This is a genomic window from Herbidospora sakaeratensis (genome assembly GCF_001570525.1).
In the GTDB taxonomy this organism is placed as follows: Bacteria; Actinomycetota; Actinomycetes; order Streptosporangiales; family Streptosporangiaceae; genus Herbidospora; species Herbidospora sakaeratensis.
Window position 1 is genome coordinate 93,370 of the sequence record NZ_BBXC01000012.1, and the last position, 18,713, is coordinate 112,082.

Here is an 18,713-nt window from a genome sequence, read left to right on the forward strand (position 1 = left end):
ATCGCCGGGAAACGTCCCAGGGTGGTTGATATGCGCTTCCGCAATTCCCGAGTGCGCACCAAGGTGGTGGCACTGCTGCTGTCCCTCGCGGCCCTTTGGGGGTTCGCGGCCTGGGTCACGCTCCGGGAAGGCGTCAACCTCCTGTTCGTGAACACCTTCGACCAGGGTGTCGCGCAACCAAGTGACGGGCTCGTGCTGGCACTCCAGGACGAACGGCGCGCGTCGGTCGTGCAGCTCGCCGGCCGCCGCCCGCTGGCCGACATGTCCGGGCTGCGGGCCAAGACCGACCAGACCAGGGCCCACTTCGAGAGCCTGGCCAAGGGCGACGACGTCAAGTTCGCCTCCAGCCCCGACACGACCAAGCGCCTCGACGAGCTGTTCGGCCTGCTGTCGGGCCTGTCCGACATCCGCAAGGCGGTCGACCAGGGCCGGATCAACCGCGACCAGGCCGCCGACGGCTACACCAAGGTGCTCGACGCCATCTTCCGCACGTATTTCTCCGTCGCGACCCTCGACGACGACGAAATCGCGAAGGACGCTCGCACTTACATCAGTCTCCAGCGCGCACGTGAAGTTCTTTCGCAAGAGGACGCGCTGCTCGCGGGCGCGATCGCGGCCGGCCGATTCGGCGCCGCCGAACACGCGAAATTCGTGCAGATCGTCGGGGCCCAGCGTTTCCACACGGCCGAGCAGGTCAGCGAATTGCGGCCGGTCGACCGGGCCTACTTCGACACGCTGCTCGAGAGCGACGCGTTCACCCGGCTGCGCCAGGTCGAGAACGCCGTGATGGAGCGCGGCCGGACCCTGGAGGCGCCGCCCGTCACCGCCGACCAGTGGCAGCAGACCACCTCGGTCGCCCTCGGCCGGATGATGGACGAGGTCCTCGCGGGCGGCGACCGGGTGGTCGAGCGGGCCACCCCGGTCGCGCTGGGCGTCATCGTCCGGCTCGTGCTGGCCGGCGGCCTCGGCCTGGTGGCCGTCATCGCGTCGGTCATCCTGTCGATCACCACCGCCCGGCGGCTGGTCGCCCAGCTGGAGAAGCTCCGCGACGCCGCCCACCAGCTCGCCGACGAGCGGCTGCCCGGCGTCGTCGAACGGCTCGCCCACGGCGAGAAGGTCGACGTCGCCAAGGAGGCGCCGCCCCTGGAGTTCGGCGGCGACGTCATCGGCCAGGTGGGCCAGGCGTTCAACGCCGTGCAGGAGACCGCGATCCGGACCGCCGTCGAGGAGGCCGAGCTCCGGCAGTCGATCCGCGACATCCTGCTCAGCCTGGCCCGGCGCACCCAGTCGCTCGTGCACCGCCAGCTCACCCTGCTCGACGTCATGGAGCGCCGCGAGACCGACGCCGAGGAGCTGCGGGACCTGTTCCGGGTCGACCACCTGGCCACCCGCATGCGCCGCAACGCCGAGAACCTCATCGTCCTGTCGGGCGCGAGCCCGGCCCGCGCCTGGCGGCGCGCGGTCCCGATGGTCGACGTGGTGCGCGGCGCGCTCGCCGAGGTCGAGGACTACACCCGCGTGACGATCATGCCGATGGGCCAGGTCGACCTGACCGGCCGGGCGGTCGGCGACGTCATCCACCTGCTCGCCGAGGTGATCGAGAACGCCGTGTCGTTCTCGCCGCCCTACACGGTCGTGCAGGTCGGCGGCCACCCGGTCGCCAGCGGCTACGCCATCGAGATCGAGGACCGGGGTCTCGGGATGACCGAGGAGGACCTCGCCGAGGCCAACGCCCGCATCCTGAACCCGCCGGAGTTCAACCTGTCGAGCACCGCCCGGCTCGGCCTCTACGTGGTCAGCCGCCTGGCCGAACGCCACGGCATCCGGGTCTCGCTCAAGAGTTCGCCCTACGGCGGCACGACCGCCGTCGTACTGCTGCCGAGCGAGCTGGTCATCGACGACCGGCCCGCCGACATCCCCCCGGCCGAGCAGTTGCCCGAGGCCCTCCCGAGACTGGCCGAGGTCACGATGCTCGCCGCGCCCGTGGCGCAGCTCACCCAGCGCCGCCCAGAGCCCGAGCAGGACACCCCTGTCGCTCCGCGCGTCCCGGAGGCCACCGTGACCGAGTTCACCCCGTCTGGTCTGCCTTTCCGCGTTCCCCAGGCGAGCATCGCCCCGTCGCTCCGTGACGTGGTCGACGACCTCGCCGAACCGGAGGACGAGGACGACGACCGGTCACCTGAAGAGATCATGCGCATCATGGGCTCGTTCCAGTCGGGCACCCGGCGGGGCCGGTCCGATGCGGCCCGCAAACTCCAACAGAACGAAGGGGACGATCGGTGACCGCCGCCGACCTCGCCTGGCTCCTCGACGACCTGGTCAGCAACGTCCGGGAGGTGCGGCACGGCATCGTGCTCTCCTCCGACGGGCTGCTGCTCGCGAGCTCACGGGACCTGGAGATATCCAGCGCAGAGCACCTGTCGGCGGTGGCCGCCGGGGTGCAGTCGCTGGCCCGCGGCGTGAGCGAACGCTTCGAGGGCGGAGCCGTCCGGCAGACCATCATCGAGATGCGGTCGGCCTACCTGGTGGTCACCGTCGCCGGCCACGGCGCCTGCCTGGCGGTGCTCTGCGAGGAGGACGCCGACGTCGGCCTCGTCGCCTACGAGATGGCGATGCTCGTCGTCCGCGTCGGGCAGTACCTGACGTCTCCCGCACGGTCGGTGTCGTCTTCTACGGGCAGGAGCGACCCGTGAACCCAGACGAGCAGCTGTACGACGAGCAGGTCGTCCGTCCCTACGTCATCTCGCGCGGCCGCACCGAGGCCCGCGCGAACCTCGACCTGATCTCCCTGGCGGTGGCCATCAGGCAGCCGACCGGGCTGGAGGTCGGGCTCGACCCCGAGCACCTGGCGATCGTGCGGCTCTGCCGCCGGCCGCTGTCGGTGGCCGAGATCGCCGCCGCCCTCGACCTGCCCGCGGGCACGGTCCGGGTGCTGCTCGGCGACCTGCTCGACTCGGGCTTCGTGGCGGTCCAGGACCCGCAGCCCGAGGTGGACGTACTCGACGAGCGAATGTATAGGGCGGTGCTCGATGGCCTCCGTGCCCTCTGACAAGGTCCGCATGCCCACCCCCGTGAAGCTGCTCATCGCGGGCGGCTTCGGGGTGGGCAAGACGACGATGGTCGGCGCGGTCTCCGAGATCAAGCCGCTGCGGACCGAAGAGGTGCTGACCGACCGCAGCGTCGGCGTCGACGACCTGTCGGGCGTCGAGCGGAAGACCACCACCACGGTGGCCATGGACTTCGGCCGGATCAGCGTCGGCGACGACTACGTGCTCTACCTGTTCGGCACCCCCGGCCAGGAGCGGTTCTGGTTCGTCTGGGACGAACTGGCCAGGGGCGCCCTGGGCGCCGTCGTGCTCGCCGACACCCGCCGTCTCTCCGACTGCTTCCCGTCGGTCGACTACTTCGAGCGGCGCGGCACCCCGTTCGTGGTCGCGGTCAACTGCTTCGAGGGCGCCCCCGTCTACGACCTGGCCGAGGTGAAGATGGCGCTCAGCCTGCCGGCGGACATCCCGGTGCTGCTGTGCGACGCCCGCCGCCGCGCCTCCGGCAAGGAGGTGCTGATCACCCTCGTCCAGCACGCCTACAGCAGGCGGCCGGTCGCCAAGGTCTGAGACACCGCCTCCTGGATGCGCCGCCGGACGGCAGCCTGTTCGTCGCGTTCGGTGACCACCTCGACCACCCACAGGCCGGTGCTGGGCTGCATCTCGTTCACGCCGTTGACGCGCGCGTACGGGATCTGCGCCATCGCGGCGACGTCGCGGGCGCTGACGCCGTGGGGCGTGCCGAAGAGGCGCTCGAACTCCGGCCGCCCGGCCGGTTCGAGGGTGGAGAAGATGCCGCCGCCGTCGTTGTTGACGACCACGATCGTCAGGTCGGGCCGGGGCTCCTGCGGGCCCATGACCAGGCCGTTCTGGTCGTGGATGAGCGACAGGTCGCCGATCAGGGCGTAGGAGGGGCCGTCGTGGGCCAGCGCCGCGCCGATCGCCGACGACACCAGGCCGTCGATGCCGGACGCGCCCCGGTTGGCCAGGATCCGCACGCCGTCGCGCGGCCGCATGGCCAGGTCGAGGTCGCGGATCGGCATGCTCGACCCGGCGAACAACAACGCGTTCTGCGGCAGCGCCGCGACCAGGTCGCGGGCCAGCCTCGGCTCGCTCAGCGGAGTGGCGTCGAGCAGCAGGTCGATCGCGTCGCGGGCGCGCTTCTCGGCCTCGTGCCAGGTGGCCGTCCACTCGGTCGGGCCGGTCGTCTCGCCGGGGCGCACCGACGGCACGACCGCCATCGCGGTGCGGGTCGGGTCGGGGTGGCGGGCGGCCCGCGAGACCACGACGTGGCGTTCGGCCGACCGGACGTAGGCCAGCGCCGCGCGTGACAGCCCCACCCGGCCGGAGGTGACGACCAGGCCGGGCCGGAACACCCGGGCGAAGGCCGGATCGCCGAGCAGGCTGCGGTAGGTCGAGACGGCCGACGGGCCGCTGCGGTGGCCGCTCGTGGGCTCGGCCAGGATCGGCCAGCCGGTGGACTCGGCCAGGCCCTCCCAATCGTCGTCTTCGGCGCCGTCGCCGAGCACGATGACGCCGCGCTCCTCGGCCGGCAGCTCGAAGGCGTCGGCGGAGATCGAGGGCGGCGTCATCGACGTCCACGGACGGCGGTCGGCGCGGCCCTCCAGCAGCTTGTCGGCGTCGCCCGACGGGATCAGCGGGTCGCGGAAGGCCAGGTTGAGGTGGACCGGGCCCGGGTCGGGATGGAGCATGGCCGACCACGCCCGGTCGATCGTGGTCCGCCAGTAGGGCATCTGGCCCGGTTCGGCCGCGCCCATCTCGCAGAACCAGCGCACGTGGCCGCCGTAGAGCTTGATCTGGTCGATCGTCTGGTTGGCCCCCGTCGCCCGCAGCTCCGGCGGCCGGTCGGCCGTCAGCACCAGCAGCGGGACGCCCGACTCGGCGGCCTCGACCACGGCGGGCAGGTAGTTGGCGGCGGCGGTGCCGGACGTACAGACGAGAGCGACCGGGCGGCCCGACCGCCGGGCCAGGCCCAGCGCCAGGAACGCGGCCGAGCGTTCGTCGACCCGGACGTGCAGCCGCACGTGCTCGTTGTTGTGGAAGGCCAGCGCGAGCGCCGTCGAGCGCGAGCCGGGGGAGACGACGACCTCGGCCAGCCCGCAGCGGGCCAGTTCGTCGACGACCACCCCGGCCAGCGCGGTGGAGCCGTTCCCGCTCAGAAGTGCCATGGGAACGGGCTCCAATCGGGTGAACGTTTCTCGAGGAACGAGTCGCGGCCCTCGGCCGCCTCGTCGGTCATGTACGCCAGCCGCGTCGCCTCCCCGGCGAACACCTGCTGGCCGACGAGGCCGTCGTCGATGAGGTTGAACGCGTACTTCAGCATGCGCTGCGCCGTCGGGCTCTTGGCGTTGATCTTGCGGGCCCATTCGAGGGCGACGACCTCGAGCTCCTCGTGGGGCACCACCGCGTTGACCATGCCCATCCGGTGGGCGGCCTCGGCGTCGTAGGTGTCGCCCAAGAAGAAGATCTCGCGGGCGAACTTCTGGCCCACCTGGCGGGCCAGGTAGGCGCTGCCGAAGCCGCCGTCGAAGCTGGCGACGTCGGCGTCGGTCTGCTTGAACCGGGCGTGCTCACGGCTGGCGAGGGTCAGGTCGGCCACGACGTGGAGGCTGTGGCCGCCGCCCGCCGCCCAGCCCGGCACCACGCAGATGACGACCTTGCCCATGAAGCGGATCTGCCGCTGCACCTCCAGGATGTGGAGGCGGCCGGTGGCCGGGGTGCCGTCGGCGTACTGGTAGCCGTCTTTGCCCCGGATGCGCTGGTCGCCGCCGGAGCAGAAGGCCCAGCCGCCGTCGCGCGGCGAGGGCCCGTTGCCGGTCAGCAGCACACACCCGACGTCGACCTGCTGCCGGGCGTGGTCGAACGCCTGGAAGAGCTCGTCGACCGTCTGCGGGCGGAACGCGTTGCGCACCTCGGGACGGTTGAAGGCGATCCGAACCGTGCCCTGGTCAACCGCGCGGTGGTAGGTAATGTCGGCGAAGTCGAAGCCCTCGACGGGGCGCCACGCCTTCTCGTCGAACAGTTCAGAAACCATGCTGTCTCACTTTACGCAAGTGGGTTCGGCGAACAGATCCCGGATGGCGCCGAGCTTCGCCTCGGTCTCGTGCCACTCCGAGGCCGGGTTCGAGTCGCCGACGATGCCGCATCCGGCGAACAGCCGCAGGTCGGGCCCCTTCACCTCGGCGCACCGCAACGCGATGCACCATTCGCCGTCGCCGCGCGCGTCCTGCCAGCCGACCGGGCCGGCGTAGCGGCCCCGGTCGAGGTTCTCCAGTTCGCGCAGCAGCGACAGGGCCTCCCGGAACGGGGTGCCGCAGACGGCGGCGGTCGGGTGGAGCCGCGAGGCGAGGGTGAGCGCGTCGACGTTGTGGCTGAGCGTGCCGCTGATGCGGGTCGCCAGGTGGGTGACGTTGGCCAGTTGCAGTTCGTGCGGTTCGTGGACGTCGAGCTGCGAGCAGTGGGCCCGCAGCACGTCCTCGGCGGAGTCGGCGGCGAGTTCGTGCTCGACCGCGGTCTTCTCGGTGCCCAGGCCGATCGCCCCGCCGGGCCAGTCGGTGCCGGCCAGCACCAGCGACTTCACCATCCGCCCGAACCGGCCGGTCAACAGCTCCGGGGAGGCGCCGACGAGGCCGTCGACGGCGAACGTCCAGCAGCCGGGGAACCGGTCGTGCAGCCGCGAGACCGCCGTACGCGGGTCGAACGGCCCGCCGAGCAGCCCCCGCACGTCTCTGGCCAGCACGACCTTGTGCAGCCGCCCGGCCCTGATGTCCTCGACCGCCCGGGAGACCTGCTTGTGGAAACGTTCCTCGGCGTCGGGCTCGGCCAGCCACCGCACGTTCGGCAGCGGGTCCGGGACCGTTCCATCGGGATGGCAGGGGTCGCCCACGGTCGTCATCCAGGAGGCGCCGCCGCGCCGGGCGATCAGCACCTGCGGGATGACGAAGACCGACCGGCCGGGCCCGTGGTCGAAGGTGAAGCTGCCGAACGCGACCGGCCCCGAACCGGGCAGGCCCACGCGGTCGTCGACGTTGCGCCGCGCCAGCCACTGCCGGAACCAGCGGCGGGCGTGCTCGAACCGGCCGGGCCCGCTCACCTCGAACCGGGCCGCGACGCCCCATCCGGCCATGCCCTCGTCGCCGTGCAGCCAGAGCAGGCTGTCGGCGAACGGCGCGGCGCCGATGAGCGGGCCGGGGTCCTGGATCGGGACCGTCCGCACCAGCTCCATCAGGTCTCCTCTGGCCGGCGCGCCAGCACCGAGTGGACGGTGAAGGACACCGCGCGGAACCCCGGGTCGGCCATGACGCTCCGCACCTCGTCGAGCTGGTCCTTCGTCAGGCCGGTGGCCAGGAAGTGGTCTTCGAGGTGGAAGCTGTTGCTGGTGAGCAGCTCCAGGCCGGGCGACTTCGGCCCCCACACCTCCACGTGGCACCACGGGTCGATCTGGGCGAACCCGGCCCCGGCGATCTCCTGCGCGGCCGAGCGCCCCCACGTCGGGTCGCTGCCGACGCCGACGAGCACCGAGGCCATGGCGCGCAGGAACGTCTCGTAGAGCTCGCGCGAGCCGTGGTCGGGGGCCAGCAGGGCCGGCCAGTGGGTGACGTCGATCTCGTCGATCTGCAGCCAGCCGCCCGGCCGCAGCGCCTCGCGCAGCCGCGCCAGCACCGCCGCCCGCTCGGGCAGGTGGCTCAGCACCAGCCGGGCGTGGACGAGGTCGAACGCGGCCGGCGGCAGCGGGTCGCGCACGATGTCGTGCCGGGTGACGGTCAGGCCGTCGTGGGCCGGGATGAGGCCCGGCTTGATGTCGGTGGCGAACACGTGGCCGCGGGGCGCGACCCGGTCGGCCAGCCAGCGGGCGACGCTGCCGCCGCCCGCCCCGATCTCCAGGCAGTTCCAGCCGTCGCCGACGCCCGTCTGGGCGAGCCGGCCGAAGGTCAGCGGGTCGAGCAGGTCGGCCAGGCAGCGGTGCTGGTCGGCCGAGTGGTCTCCGTCGTTGTCGAACACATATTGATGCGCGAGCACATGCGTCACTGGATTTCCCCCCCGGGAAAAACAAGCAGTCCGGTTCCGCATGCTAGGGCGTGATTACTTCAGGACATCGGCAGACACTCAGAGTGATGCGCCGTTCCGGAACACGGCGGCGGTTTCGCGCAGGGCGGTGTGATCGGTCGTCGGGTCGCCGCGCACCGCGAGCAGGTCGGCGTCGAAGCCCGGCGCGATCCGCCCCTTCCGGTCGCCGATCCGGCACACCTTCGCGGCGTCGGAGGTGAAGGCGCGCAGGATCTGCACCGGCGTCATCCCGGCCGTGGTCAGCATCTCGCCGCCGTGGGTGAGGATGCCGTGGGGCTTGGGCGGGCCGATGCCCGAGTCGCTGCCGCCGACGATGGTGACGCCCGAGGCGTACAGCAGGCGCAGGCTGTGGCCGAGCTTCGGGATCAGCGCGGCGATCCTGGGCGGTGGCACCACCCCCGGCCGGACGCCGACGGTCAGCGAGGCGGCGACGCCGTTCGCGGCCATGGCCGCCATGACCGCCGGGTCGGGCACGACGTCGTCGTGGGTCAGGAAGGTGACGTGCTCGACCGAGTCGAACCCGGCCGCGACCGCCGCCGCGATGCCCGGCCCGCCGTGGGCGTGCCCGGCGATGGGTAAGCCGTGGCGGTGGGCCTCGTCGGCGGCCGCGTCGATCTCGGCCTGGCTGAACTGGTTGAGGTGGGAGTGGGTGCCGGGGGTCATCTCGCCGCCCGTGATCATCATCTTGATCGCGTGCGCGCCCTTCTCGGCCCGTTCCCGTACGGCCGCGCGTACGCCCTCGACCCCCTCGGCCTCGCCCCCGAGCCACCAGCAGTGCCCCTTCACCGAGGTGATCGGGGCGCCGGCGCTGAGGATCTCCGGCCCGTCGGGCATGTCTCCGGCCAGCTTGAGGGCCAGGTAGCCGCGGTCGCCCAGGTCGCGGACCGTGGTGACCCCGGCGGCCAGCTGCCGGCGGGCGTGGGCGCGCATCCGGTCGTACAGGCCCTCGCGGTCGAGCGCGGCCACCGGGTCGGGGGAGGCGTCGAAGGCGAGGTGGACGTGGGTGTCGACGAGACCGGGCAGCAGGGTGACGTCGCCCAGGTCGCGGACGTCGCCGTGCTCCGGCGCGTCGTCGAGCAGCTCGACGACCCTGCCGCCGGAGACGACGACGGCCCGCTTGTCGGTCAGGTCGCGGCCGTCGAAGACACGCCGCGCGCGAATGATGAGCATGGCCCGAATATCCGCCGGTTTTCGGGCTTTCGCATGAGTATGGGGCTACTCAGTGATGGGAATCCGCAACGAGACCGAGCCGCGCAGGTCGAGCCAGGCGTCCTTCGGCCCGCGTACGAGGGTCAGCACGACCTCCTCGCACCCCGGGCAGCGGGCGACCAGACCGGGCTGGGGCCCGTAGACGCGCAGCTCGGCCAGCGCGCCGCGCCGGCCGCAGCCCGCGCAGGTGCCCTGCGCCGTGGTGACGTCGAGGGTGAAGATCTCGCTCAGCGGCCCGGCGAGGGCGTTGCCGTCCTGGTAGTCCAGGTGCTCCATGGTCAGCCTCCGGTGGGTCCGAAACGCTCGGTCTTGATCTTGGCCGGGTCGTGGCCCAGGTCGATCAGCAGGTCGGCCGTGGCCTCGACGAAGCCCGTCGGCCCGCAGACGAAGACGTCGGGGGCGGTCTCCGGCGGCCAGCCGTAGGCGACCAGGTCGGCCGCCCGGATCCGCCCGGCGGCGCGGCCCGCGTCGGGCGGGGCGGTCCGGGTGTAGAGGTAGGCCACCTCGACCCCGGCGGTCACCTTCTCCAGCTCCCGCGCGTAGAACAGCTGGCCGGGGTCGCGCAGCGAGTAGAGCAGCCGGAACGGGGTGTCGGACTTCCCCCGGGAGCGGATCATCGCCATCAGCGGCACGATGCCCGACCCGCCGCCGATCAGCAGCACCGGCGGGGAGGAGTGGGGACGCCACACGAACCAGCCGCCCACGGGGCCGCGCAGCTCGATCTGGTCGCCTGCCGCCAGCACCTCGGTCAGGTAGGGCGACACCTCTCCGTCGCCGACCTGCTGGACGGTGAGCTCGACACGCTCGCCGTCGACGCCGTTGGCGACCGAGTAGCTGCGCTGGGCGCTGTAGCCGTCGTCGGCGGTGAGCTTCACGTCGACGTGCTGGCCGGGGAGGTGGCCGGGCCAGCCGGGCACGTCGAGGACCAGCGTCCGGGCCGTCGGGGTCTCCTGGCGGATCTCGGTGACCGTCGCCACCCGCCAGGTCAGCCGCTTAATCACCCTGATACCGCTGCTCGCGCCACGGGTCGCCGTAGTTGTGGTAGCCCGCCGTCTCCCAGAAGCCCGGCCAGTCTTCGTTGAGCAGCCGGATGCCCTTGATCCACTTGGCCGACTTCCACAGGTAGAGGTGCGGCACCAGCAGCCGGGCCGGGCCGCCGTGGGCGGGGGCCAGCTCCTCGCCGTCGTACTCGTAGACGATCCACGCCTTGCCGTCGAGCAGGTCCTCCAGCGGCAGGTTGGTCGTGTAGCCGCCGTAGCTGTAGGCCAGGGCGTACTCGGCGGCCGACTCGACGTCCTCCATCAGGACGTCGAGGCTGACGCCCCGCCACTCGGTGCCGAACTTCGACCACTTGGTCACGCAGTGCAGGTCGACGGTCGGGGTCTCCTGGGGCAGGGCCAGGAACTCCTGCCACGACCAGCGGTGCACCTCGCCCTCGGCGGTGTCGATGGCGAACTCCCACCGGTCGAGGGGGACCCGCGGCGTGGGTCCGGCCGACAGGACCGGGAAGTCGTGGACCAGGTACTGGCCCGGCGGGAGCTTCTCGTCGTGGTCTCTCGGGCGGCCCTGGAAGGCGCGCGAAATGATCCCCATAACTGGCGTCCTACCCCTTTTGCAGGAGGTTGTTGAGCTCACCATAGGGGAGCCCCGAGGCGATCGAGGTGTACGTGCCCCCGCCCAGCAGCTCCTCGGTCGCGGCCTTGGCCACGGCGTAGGCGGCCGAGGCGACCGACGAGCCCAGGCTGACCCGGGCCACGCCGACCTCGGCGAACGCGCGCACCGGCGGCGCGCCCGGCCCGAGCAGCATGTTCACCGGCGCGTCGATCTCCTTGACGAGCTGGGCGGCCAGCCCGGGGTCGCGCACGCCCGGGACGAAGATCCCGGTCGCGCCCGCCTCCAGGAACGCCGACGCCCGCCGCAGCGTCTCGGCCAGGTCGTCGCCGCCCCTGAGGTAGTGGTCGATGCGGGCGTTGATGTAGAGCGGGACGCCGAAGTCGTCGGCGGCCTGCCGGGCGGCGGCCAGCCGGGAGGCCTGGTCGGCGAGGCCGCGCGGGCCGTCTTCGAGGTTGACGCCCACGGCGCCCGCTTCGAGGATGCGGGTGACCGTCACGGCCACCTCGTCGGGCGTCGCGCCGAAGCCGCCCTCGATGTCGGCGGTGACCGGCAGCCCGACCACGTCGGTGACCCGGCGCACCGCCTCGGCGGCGCGGTCGCGGCCGAGGTGGTCGCCGTCGGGCACGCCCAGGCTCCAGGCCACGCCCGCGCTGGTGGTGGCGACCGCCTTGGCCCCGGCGGCCTCGGTCAGCAGGGCGCTGGCGACGTCCCAGGCGTTGGGCAGCAGCAGGGGGTCGCCGGGGACGTGCAGCGACCGGAAAATACGGGCTTTCTCGGTGAGAGACGACATGAGGGCCAGTAGATCAGGTTCCCAGCATCTCCTGTGAGACGTACCAGAGCCGCATCGCCAGCTCCGGGTCGACCGCGTAGGGTGCGTAGCCGCGCCTCGGGCCGGTGCCCGGGTAGGGCTCGGCCTCGTTGCAGTCCTCGAAGTAGCGGCCGGTGACCCCGTCGAGCAGCGGCGAGGTCGCCACCAGGACGCTGGTCGCGGCGCCCTGCGGGATGGTCTTGCCCGCCGGGCGGCCGGTGTTGTCGAGGAGGTTCTGGAAGCCCTCTTCGGTGAAGTAGCGCTGGATGCGGGTGCGGATCACCCCGGGCATCACCGCGTTCACCATGATCCCGTCGCCCGCCCAGCGCCCGGCCGCGCCGACCGCGAACAGCGCGTTGGCGGTCTTCGACTGGCCGTACGCCTCCATCGGGTCGTACTCGCGGCGCAGGTAGTTGATGTCGTCGAAGACGACCGGCGAACGCAGGTTCGCCACCGAGCTGAGCACCACCACGCGCGCGCCCGGCCGCATGGCCAGCGCCTCGTGCAGGCCCGTGGTCAGCGTGAAGTGACCGAGGTGGTTGGTGGCGAACTGCAACTCCCAGCCCTCGGGGGTCCGGGTCAGCGGGGGCGCGGAGATGCCCGCGTTGTTCACCAGGATGTCGAGCGGCCCGGCCCACCCGGCGACGAAGTCGCGGACCGAGGTCTGGTCGGAGAGGTCCAGGTGGGCGATGGCGACCTTGCCGCCGATCTCCTCGGCGGCGCGGATGCCGGCGTCGACGTCGCGGACCGCCAGCATGACCTCGGCGCCCGCGTCGGCCAGCACCCGCGCCGTCTCCAGGCCGATGCCGGAGTTGGCGCCGGTGACGATGGCGCGCTTGCCGCCGAGGTCGATGCCTTCGATGACCTCACTCGCCGTGGAATCTGCCCCAAAAGGCGTTTTAACGGTCATAACTCCGAAAGTAGCGAGCTCGCCGTCAACGCCCGGTCAAGGCAGGGGCACGGCCACCGGTTCCCGCTGACCCTCCCAGGTCAGCCAGATCACCGACGGGTGCCGGGCCGCCGGGCGCAGCAGGAACTGCCAGCTCGACCCCGGCCCGATCGCCACCTGCGACGGCAGGTCGCCGAGGCCCGGCCCGGCCTTGCGCCAGTCGGCGGTCACCGACAGGGCGCGGTCGGTGCCGGTGTTGGTCAGCCAGCACAACGACTGGGTGCCGCGCACCCGTGCGATGCGCCACGCCACCGGGGGCGGGCCCGGTTCGTCGAGGGTGCGCCGGTTCACCCACAGGCCGACCATGCTCAGGCCGAGCCCGCCGACCCCGACCGCCGCGCCGAGGGCGAGGTCTCCGCTCGTCAATGCGTTCACACGGCCGACATTAGGAAGGTGTGAGACGGCGAGCCGGTCGAGTGGCGAGACCCTTACTGCTACCTGGCCTTATGCAGATGGCACAGAACGGCTGTTTCATCGCAGAAAGGTCATCATTTAACCTAGGGGCAAAGTAGGAATCGAAGGGAGATGCCGTGCGGTCACTGATCTTGCTCGGGCTCGTCGGGTTCGCGGCCCAACTCGTCGACGGCAGCCTGGGCATGGCCTACGGCGTCACCTCGACGACCCTGCTGCTGGCCGTCGGCGTCAACGCCGCGGCGGCGTCGGCGACCGTGCACCTGGCGGAGATCGGCACCACCCTCGCCTCGGGTGTGGCGCACTGGCGGTTCAACAACATCGACTGGAAGGTCGTCGCGAAGATCGGCATCCCGGGCGCCGTCGGCGCGTTCGCGGGCGCCACCTTCCTGTCGAACCTCTCGACCGAGTCGGCCGCGCCGATCATGTCGCTGATCCTGCTGACCCTCGGTCTCTACATCCTGATCCGCTTCACCGCCTTCGGCCTGCCCAAGAAGAACCTCGGCAAGCCCATGCGCAAACGTTTCCTCGCGCCGCTCGGCCTGCTGGCCGGGTTCGTCGACGCGACCGGCGGTGGCGGCTGGGGCCCGGTGGGCACCCCCGCGATCCTGGCCAGCGGCCGGATGGAGCCGCGCAAGGTCATCGGCTCGATCGACGCCAGCGAGTTCCTCGTGGCCGTCGCCGCCTCGCTCGGCTTCCTGTTCGGCATCGGCTCGGAGAACATCGACTTCGCCTGGGTCGGCGTGTTGCTGCTCGGCGGCGTCATCGCCGCGCCGATCGCCGCCTTCATCGTGCGCTACGTCGCGCCGCGCATCCTCGGCTCCGCCGTCGGCGGCCTGATCATCCTCACCAACGTGCGCACTCTCCTGCGCAGTGACTGGATCGCCGCCTCCAGCGCGGTCCAGACGGTCGTGTACGTCGTCCTCGCGCTCGTCTGGGTGGGAGCGATCGTCTACTCGGTCGGCGAGCACCGCAAGACGAAGGCCGCCGAAGCCGAACTGACCCCGGCGGCCTGACGCCTAAGCGGTCACCCTCTGCACGACGCGGTCGACCACCAGCATCACCACCATCGTCAGCCCGGCCAGCGGGAACAGCACGCCCAGCACGGCGAGCAGGGCCACCACACCCCACGTGGTGCGCCCGTTCGCCGGGCGGCGGGGCGCGCCGACCGAGCCCTTCGGCCGCCGCTTCCACCACATCCACACGCCGGTCACGATCAGCCCGATCAGCGCCAGGCACGCCCCGAGCATCACCAGCAGGTTGACGACGCCGTAACGACGGCCCTCGTGGATCGCGATGCCCAGTTCGACGGCCTTGGCCAGGGTGCCGTACTCGTGCCAGCCGTAGTCGGTGAGGATCTTGCCGCTGTACTGGTCGACGTGCAGGGTCTGCCCGGCCGACGGGTCGCGGTAGTGGTCGGTGACGACCGTGTAGACGCCGGTCGGCTCACTGGGCAGCAGCATCTTCAGGTCGCACTGGCCGGGCGGGCAGTCGCGGATCGCCGGACGGGCCGCCGCCAGCGCCGCCTCCAGCGCGATCGCGCCCGGCTGGAGCACGCCGCCGCCACCGCCGTGGTGCGCCTCCGACTCCGGCACGGGCAGGTTCTCGGCCGCCCACGGCACCTTGGCGTCGGGGTGGTGCGACAGGTCGCCGCTGAGCGTGGAGGTCGAGGTCACCTCGGGGTAGCCGGAGTCGAAGTAGGCCTGGGCCTTGTTCACGTAGTCGCCCCAGAAGCCCGACCAGGGCAGGCCCGACAACACCAGGAACACGATCGCCACGCCGGCCCCCACGCCGGTCCACATGTGCAGGCGGCGTAGTGATCCGCGGGTCCGCTTCTTGGGGGCGGCGCGTTTGCGGGTCGTCCACCACATGTAGGTGCCGGTCGCGATCAGGATCAGCGACCAGCAGGCGGCCGTCTCCACGATCCGGTCGCCGACCACCCCGGCCATCAGCTCGCCGTGGATCTTGCGCACCGCCGCCATGAACGTGCCGGCGTCGTCGACCACGCCCAGGACCTTGCCGTCGCCCGGGTTGACGTAGACGGAGATCCCGTCGGCGAACGGGCCCGGGTCGGCGCCCTGGAAGATGATCCTGGTCGACCGGTCGGGGCCCGAGGGCGGAATCACCGCCCTGATGGCGACGCCCGGCTTGACGGCCTGGGCGGCGGCGACCTGGTCGGCGAGCGGCACCGGGTTCGCGACGGCGGCCACCTCCCGCACGTCACGCTGCGACCACGCCTCGAAGGGCTGCTTGAACAGGTAGATGGAGCCGGTCACGGCCATCACGAACAGGATCGGGGCGACGAACACCCCGGCGTAGAAGTGCCACCGCCACAGCAGGCGGTAGTTGTGTGTTGACGCTCTGGGGTCGGCTTCGGGCGTCGTCGGACGCACGTCGATGGAAGTCATGATTTTCTCCGGGGTGAGAGGTCGACGGGTTCAGCGGGCGGGCTGAACCGGTGGACCTCTCCGCCGGACGACCGAAGCGAGGAGACGCCCGTCGGGCACGGCCACGGCCACGCCGCGGAACACCACGGCCCCGACGGCCGGGATCCTGGGCCGCGCCAGCACGAGGAGCCGGGCCACCAGGAGGTGCAGCAGCTCCGTCAGGGCGCTCTCGCCCCGCGACAACCAGGCCGCCGAGAGCATCGCGACCACGCCGTGGGCGACGGCCATGCCGAGCGCGGCCGCCGCGCCGCCGGTGTGGTGGTCGGCCGGCGGGGTCACCGCTCCCAGGGCGAAGAGGTGGTGCATGCCGTACTGGAACAGGAAGCAGAAGGCGAGCAGGACCGGGCCGGAGAGGCGGCGGCGGGCCAGCGCGAACGCGACGCAGCCGGTCGCGAAGGCGGCCGCGCCGACGAGCGGGAGGCGGACCGGGGAACCGCCGGCGAGCAGGTGCATGGCCAGGGACGCGAGCACGCAGACGACGGCGAACAGCGCCGCGCGTGCGACACGTAAGCCGGGCCCGCCGATGTCCACGACCGCAATGCTCCCAGAAAGAATCAGAGAGGCAAGGGCCTCAAGCGCTCATGACCGGAGATACGCGACAGACGCCCCGGCCGTTCGATTACCGGCACATCCGGTGATAGGTGATCGTTGACCGAACACGGACGGTTGCCCTCCGTAGTAACCCGAAGTCACACTCTTGGCGTGAGTTCGTGATCTTCACCTCAAGGTCGCTCGTTCGGCCTATTTCCACCGCCACTTTGGCGCTGTTCATAGCCGGGATGGCCGGTTCGACCGCCGCTCTCGCGGACCCGGCGGAGAAGAACCCCTCTGACCTCCGGTCGCAGGTCAGCCGTGCGACCGTGTCGGCCGAGCCTGCCATGCCCGGCACGTCGGCCAAGGCCGTGAAAACGGCTAAACCGGTCAAACTCAACCGGTACCAGCAGGCGGTCGCCAACCGTCTCCGCAAGGAGACCCGGGTCCACCCGGTCCGCAAGCAGTCGCAGCCCGCATCGTTGCTGCTCAATGAAACCTTCACCGGCGCGACCGCCGCCCCGCCGCCCGGCGTCTCCGCCACCGGGCCGTGCAACCAAGAGACGCAGCAGACCCCGCCGGTCCCCACCCCCGGCGTGATCCCCGGTTGCCTGCAGCTGACCGACAACGACAACTACCGCGTCGGCGGCGTCGTCTACGACCGACCACCACACTCGGCCCCGTGGGTACGCCGGTCGCGTCGATGACCTGCACCGGTGAGCACACGATCACCCACCGCGGACGCGACCGGTCACGACACCTTCACCACGACGGCGACCGCGACCTCGATCACCGGCCCGATCAGCTCGAAGTCGTAGTCGGCCACGGTCCCGATCAGGCAGCTCACCTCGATGCTGGACATCGCCGAGACCGTCACGCCCGACCCGGCGAAGGCCGGTCAGAAGGTGACCTACACCATCACGGCCACCAACACCGGCGGCGTCGCGCTGAGCCCGGCCACGCTGAACGACGACCTGTCGAAGGTGCTGGACAAGGCGGCGTACAACAACGACCTGACCGCGACGGTCGGCACCGCCTCGATCGCCGGCACCATGCAGAACTGGGCGGGCAACCTGCCGGTCAACGCGCAGGCGAAGATCACCTTCTCGGTGACGACGCACCTCGACTCGGGCGGCCAGACGCTTCACCTCCTCGACCGCCGGGGCCGACTGCGTCGTGACCCCCACGCAGGAGTTCTCGATCCAGCGCCGCGCCGGCCGGGCCGCCCCGCTGCCGTGCGGGCGGTCGGTGCCGATCTCGCCCGACCCGCAGTCGCTGACCACCACGGTCACCAACCCGCGCCCGCCGACCAACCCGTTCAAGGCGGGTGACACGGTCGACTTCGGCTTCACCGTCACCCACGGCGGCATCGGCACGGTCGCCGGCGTCAAGATCAACGACCCGGACGTCACCGACGTCGTCTGCCCGAGCACCACGCTCGGCCCGGAGGGCACCCCGTCGGCGACGACGACCTGCACCGGTTCGCACGTCATCCAGCCGAACGAGACGCTGACCGGCACCTTCACCACGAAGGCGACGGCCATCGGCGCCTACAACGGCGTCACGGAGACCTCGAACCAGACGACGACCTCGGTCCCGGTCGCCGTCGAGACGCCGCACCTGACGATCGCCGAGACCGCCTCGGCCAAGACGGTCGACGTCGGCGGCACGCTCACCTACACCATCACGGTGACCAACACCGGCAAGCTGCCGATCGCGCCGGCGAGTATCACCGACAACCTGTCGAACGTGCTGAACAACGCCTCCTACAACAACGACGTCACGGCCACGCACGGCACGGCCGCGGTCAACGGAAACACGCTGACCTGGTCGATCTCGAACCTGGCGCCGCCACGATCACCGGCACCACCCTCGACTGGGAGGGCTCGCTCGCGAACGACGTGAACGTCGTCATAACCTTCCAGATCAGGGCGGACGGCGACGCCGGCGGCCGCAACCTGGTAGACGAGATCAGCACCACCATCGCCGACACCGTCTGCCTGCCCGGCCAGAGCGCCGCGCCGTGCACCGTGACCGTCGGCGTCAGCCGCACCCTCCCGCCCCGCCCGCCGCACCACCATCACCACTGCAAGTGGGGCTGGGACTGGAAGAAGAAGCACTGCCACCGGCCCCGGCCGCACAAGCCGGTGAAGCCTGGCCGATCGAGCCGGTCGCCCACGAGGGCGAGGAGGAGCTCGACGAGGGCCGTGACCACCACAAGGGCCGCCACCACCATCACGACAAATGGCACCACAAGCACCACCACCACAAGCACCACCACCACAAGTGGCACCACCACAAGTGGCACCACCACGGTCATCACCACCACGGCAAGTGGCACCACCGCCACCACCACCGCGGTTGGGCCCAGTGGGGCTGGAAGAACCACCACAAGCCCCACAAGTTCGTGAAGTATGCCAAGAAGGTCAAGGTCAAGGCCAGGAAGACGTGGGCCTGCCGCACCATGACCGCCGAGGCGACGTGCGCCCCGATGGGCGACGGCACCAGCCAGTACGTCCCGGGCCTGGGCACCCTCGCGGTCGCCCGACTGGCCCTCTGACCGAATAACGAGAAAGGTCGCCCGAGTCCTCTCCGGACGACGCGGGCGACCC

General features: G+C 71.4%; 22 protein-coding genes. 9 read left to right on the top strand and 13 right to left on the bottom strand.

Going from position 1 to position 18,713, the window contains the following annotated elements; genetic code table 11:
• The first annotated feature begins 30 nt into the window (after nt 1-30).
• Genes AW271_RS19335 through AW271_RS19350 form a run of 4 tightly spaced genes read left to right on the top strand, consistent with a single transcriptional unit; the run spans nt 31 to nt 3,614 of the window.
• Nucleotides 31-2,283, top strand: a complete 2,253-nt coding sequence (locus AW271_RS19335) for a sensor histidine kinase (RefSeq protein ID WP_062338763.1) — start codon at nt 31-33, stop codon at nt 2,281-2,283.
• Nucleotides 2,280-2,693: a roadblock/LC7 domain-containing protein gene (locus AW271_RS19340; RefSeq protein WP_030452108.1), complete on the top strand. Its 414-nt coding sequence runs from the start codon at nt 2,280-2,282 to the stop codon at nt 2,691-2,693. Before AW271_RS19335 ends, AW271_RS19340 begins: the two co-directional genes overlap by 4 nt.
• Nucleotides 2,690-3,049 carry a DUF742 domain-containing protein gene (locus AW271_RS19345; protein WP_030452107.1) on the top strand — a complete coding sequence of 120 codons (360 nt, stop codon included), beginning with the start codon at nt 2,690-2,692 and terminating at the stop codon, nt 3,047-3,049. The genes AW271_RS19340 and AW271_RS19345 overlap by 4 nt, the downstream gene beginning before the upstream one ends.
• A complete protein-coding gene (locus tag AW271_RS19350) occupies nt 3,030-3,614 on the top strand; it encodes a GTP-binding protein (RefSeq protein WP_062338768.1) in 585 nt (194 codons plus the stop codon). The genes AW271_RS19345 and AW271_RS19350 overlap by 20 nt, the downstream gene beginning before the upstream one ends.
• Here AW271_RS19350 and menD read toward each other — a convergent pair.
• From menD to AW271_RS19405, 11 genes are all read right to left on the bottom strand, one after another.
• On the bottom strand, nt 3,584-5,233 hold the full coding sequence (gene menD / locus AW271_RS19355) for a 2-succinyl-5-enolpyruvyl-6-hydroxy-3-cyclohexene-1-carboxylic-acid synthase (protein ID WP_062338770.1): 1,650 nt from the start codon (nt 5,231-5,233) through the stop codon (nt 3,584-3,586). The genes AW271_RS19350 and menD overlap by 31 nt on opposite strands.
• On the bottom strand, nt 5,221-6,099 hold the full coding sequence (locus AW271_RS19360) for a 1,4-dihydroxy-2-naphthoyl-CoA synthase (RefSeq protein ID WP_062338771.1): 879 nt from the start codon (nt 6,097-6,099) through the stop codon (nt 5,221-5,223). The genes menD and AW271_RS19360 overlap by 13 nt, the downstream gene beginning before the upstream one ends.
• Before the next feature lie 6 nt (nt 6,100-6,105).
• Nucleotides 6,106-7,290, bottom strand: coding sequence for an isochorismate synthase (locus AW271_RS19365; protein ID WP_062338774.1), 1,185 nt, complete (start codon nt 7,288-7,290; stop codon nt 6,106-6,108).
• The gene (locus AW271_RS19370) at nt 7,290-8,084 is read right to left on the bottom strand and encodes a class I SAM-dependent methyltransferase (protein WP_245653107.1); all 795 of its coding nucleotides are present in this window, start codon (nt 8,082-8,084) and stop codon (nt 7,290-7,292) included. The genes AW271_RS19365 and AW271_RS19370 overlap by 1 nt, the downstream gene beginning before the upstream one ends.
• A gap of 87 nt (nt 8,085-8,171) precedes the next feature.
• Nucleotides 8,172-9,302, bottom strand: a complete 1,131-nt coding sequence (locus AW271_RS19375) for an amidohydrolase family protein (RefSeq protein WP_062338776.1) — start codon at nt 9,300-9,302, stop codon at nt 8,172-8,174.
• 45 nt (nt 9,303-9,347) lie between these two features.
• Entirely contained in the window at nt 9,348-9,617 is a 270-nt protein-coding gene (locus AW271_RS19380; protein ID WP_062338777.1) for a DUF6510 family protein, read from the bottom strand.
• Nucleotides 9,618-9,619: 2 nt separating this feature from the next.
• Nucleotides 9,620-10,342, bottom strand: a complete 723-nt coding sequence (locus AW271_RS19385) for a ferredoxin reductase (protein ID WP_157554383.1) — start codon at nt 10,340-10,342, stop codon at nt 9,620-9,622.
• Nucleotides 10,335-10,934 (bottom strand): sulfite oxidase-like oxidoreductase, encoded by a 600-nt coding sequence (locus AW271_RS19390; protein WP_062338779.1) that lies wholly within the window; start codon nt 10,932-10,934, stop codon nt 10,335-10,337. The genes AW271_RS19385 and AW271_RS19390 overlap by 8 nt, the downstream gene beginning before the upstream one ends.
• 10 nt (nt 10,935-10,944) lie before the next feature.
• Complete coding sequence (locus AW271_RS19395; protein ID WP_062338780.1) at nt 10,945-11,745, bottom strand: isocitrate lyase/PEP mutase family protein; 801 nt, start codon at nt 11,743-11,745, stop codon at nt 10,945-10,947.
• Between the two features lie 13 nt (nt 11,746-11,758).
• Complete coding sequence (locus AW271_RS19400; protein WP_062338781.1) at nt 11,759-12,673, bottom strand: SDR family NAD(P)-dependent oxidoreductase; 915 nt, start codon at nt 12,671-12,673, stop codon at nt 11,759-11,761.
• Nucleotides 12,674-12,709: 36 nt separating this feature from the next.
• Nucleotides 12,710-13,087 carry a hypothetical protein gene (locus AW271_RS19405; protein ID WP_157554384.1) on the bottom strand — a complete coding sequence of 126 codons (378 nt, stop codon included), beginning with the start codon at nt 13,085-13,087 and terminating at the stop codon, nt 12,710-12,712.
• Nucleotides 13,088-13,242: 155 nt separating this feature from the next.
• Between AW271_RS19405 and AW271_RS19410 the strand changes: the two genes are divergently transcribed.
• Nucleotides 13,243-14,139: a sulfite exporter TauE/SafE family protein gene (locus AW271_RS19410; protein WP_062338785.1), complete on the top strand. Its 897-nt coding sequence runs from the start codon at nt 13,243-13,245 to the stop codon at nt 14,137-14,139.
• A gap of 3 nt (nt 14,140-14,142) precedes the next feature.
• Here AW271_RS19410 and AW271_RS19415 read toward each other — a convergent pair whose 3' ends face one another.
• Together AW271_RS19415 and AW271_RS19420 are read right to left on the bottom strand one after the other, a co-directional pair.
• On the bottom strand, nt 14,143-15,531 hold the full coding sequence (locus tag AW271_RS19415; protein WP_062338787.1) for a PepSY-associated TM helix domain-containing protein: 1,389 nt from the start codon (nt 15,529-15,531) through the stop codon (nt 14,143-14,145).
• A 30-nt stretch (nt 15,532-15,561) separates the two neighbouring features.
• The gene (locus tag AW271_RS19420; protein WP_062338788.1) at nt 15,562-16,101 is read right to left on the bottom strand and encodes a hypothetical protein; all 540 of its coding nucleotides are present in this window, start codon (nt 16,099-16,101) and stop codon (nt 15,562-15,564) included.
• Nucleotides 16,102-16,349: 248 nt separating this feature from the next.
• Here AW271_RS19420 and AW271_RS19425 point away from each other — a divergent pair, with 248 nt between their 5' ends.
• The 4 genes from AW271_RS19425 to AW271_RS41250 all read left to right on the top strand — a co-directional run bounded on the left by AW271_RS19425 (nt 16,350) and on the right by AW271_RS41250 (nt 18,661).
• On the top strand, nt 16,350-16,808 hold the full coding sequence (locus AW271_RS19425) for a hypothetical protein (RefSeq protein WP_157554386.1): 459 nt from the start codon (nt 16,350-16,352) through the stop codon (nt 16,806-16,808).
• A 144-nt stretch (nt 16,809-16,952) separates the two neighbouring features.
• Nucleotides 16,953-17,432: a DUF7927 domain-containing protein gene (locus AW271_RS42400; RefSeq protein WP_083976871.1), complete on the top strand. Its 480-nt coding sequence runs from the start codon at nt 16,953-16,955 to the stop codon at nt 17,430-17,432.
• Nucleotides 17,350-18,006: a CLIPPER-2 domain-containing protein gene (locus tag AW271_RS19435; RefSeq protein WP_245653144.1), complete on the top strand. Its 657-nt coding sequence runs from the start codon at nt 17,350-17,352 to the stop codon at nt 18,004-18,006. Before AW271_RS42400 ends, AW271_RS19435 begins: the two co-directional genes overlap by 83 nt.
• A gap of 187 nt (nt 18,007-18,193) precedes the next feature.
• Entirely contained in the window at nt 18,194-18,661 is a 468-nt protein-coding gene (locus AW271_RS41250; protein ID WP_083976873.1) for a hypothetical protein, read from the top strand.
• The last annotated feature ends 52 nt before the right edge of the window (nt 18,662-18,713 follow it).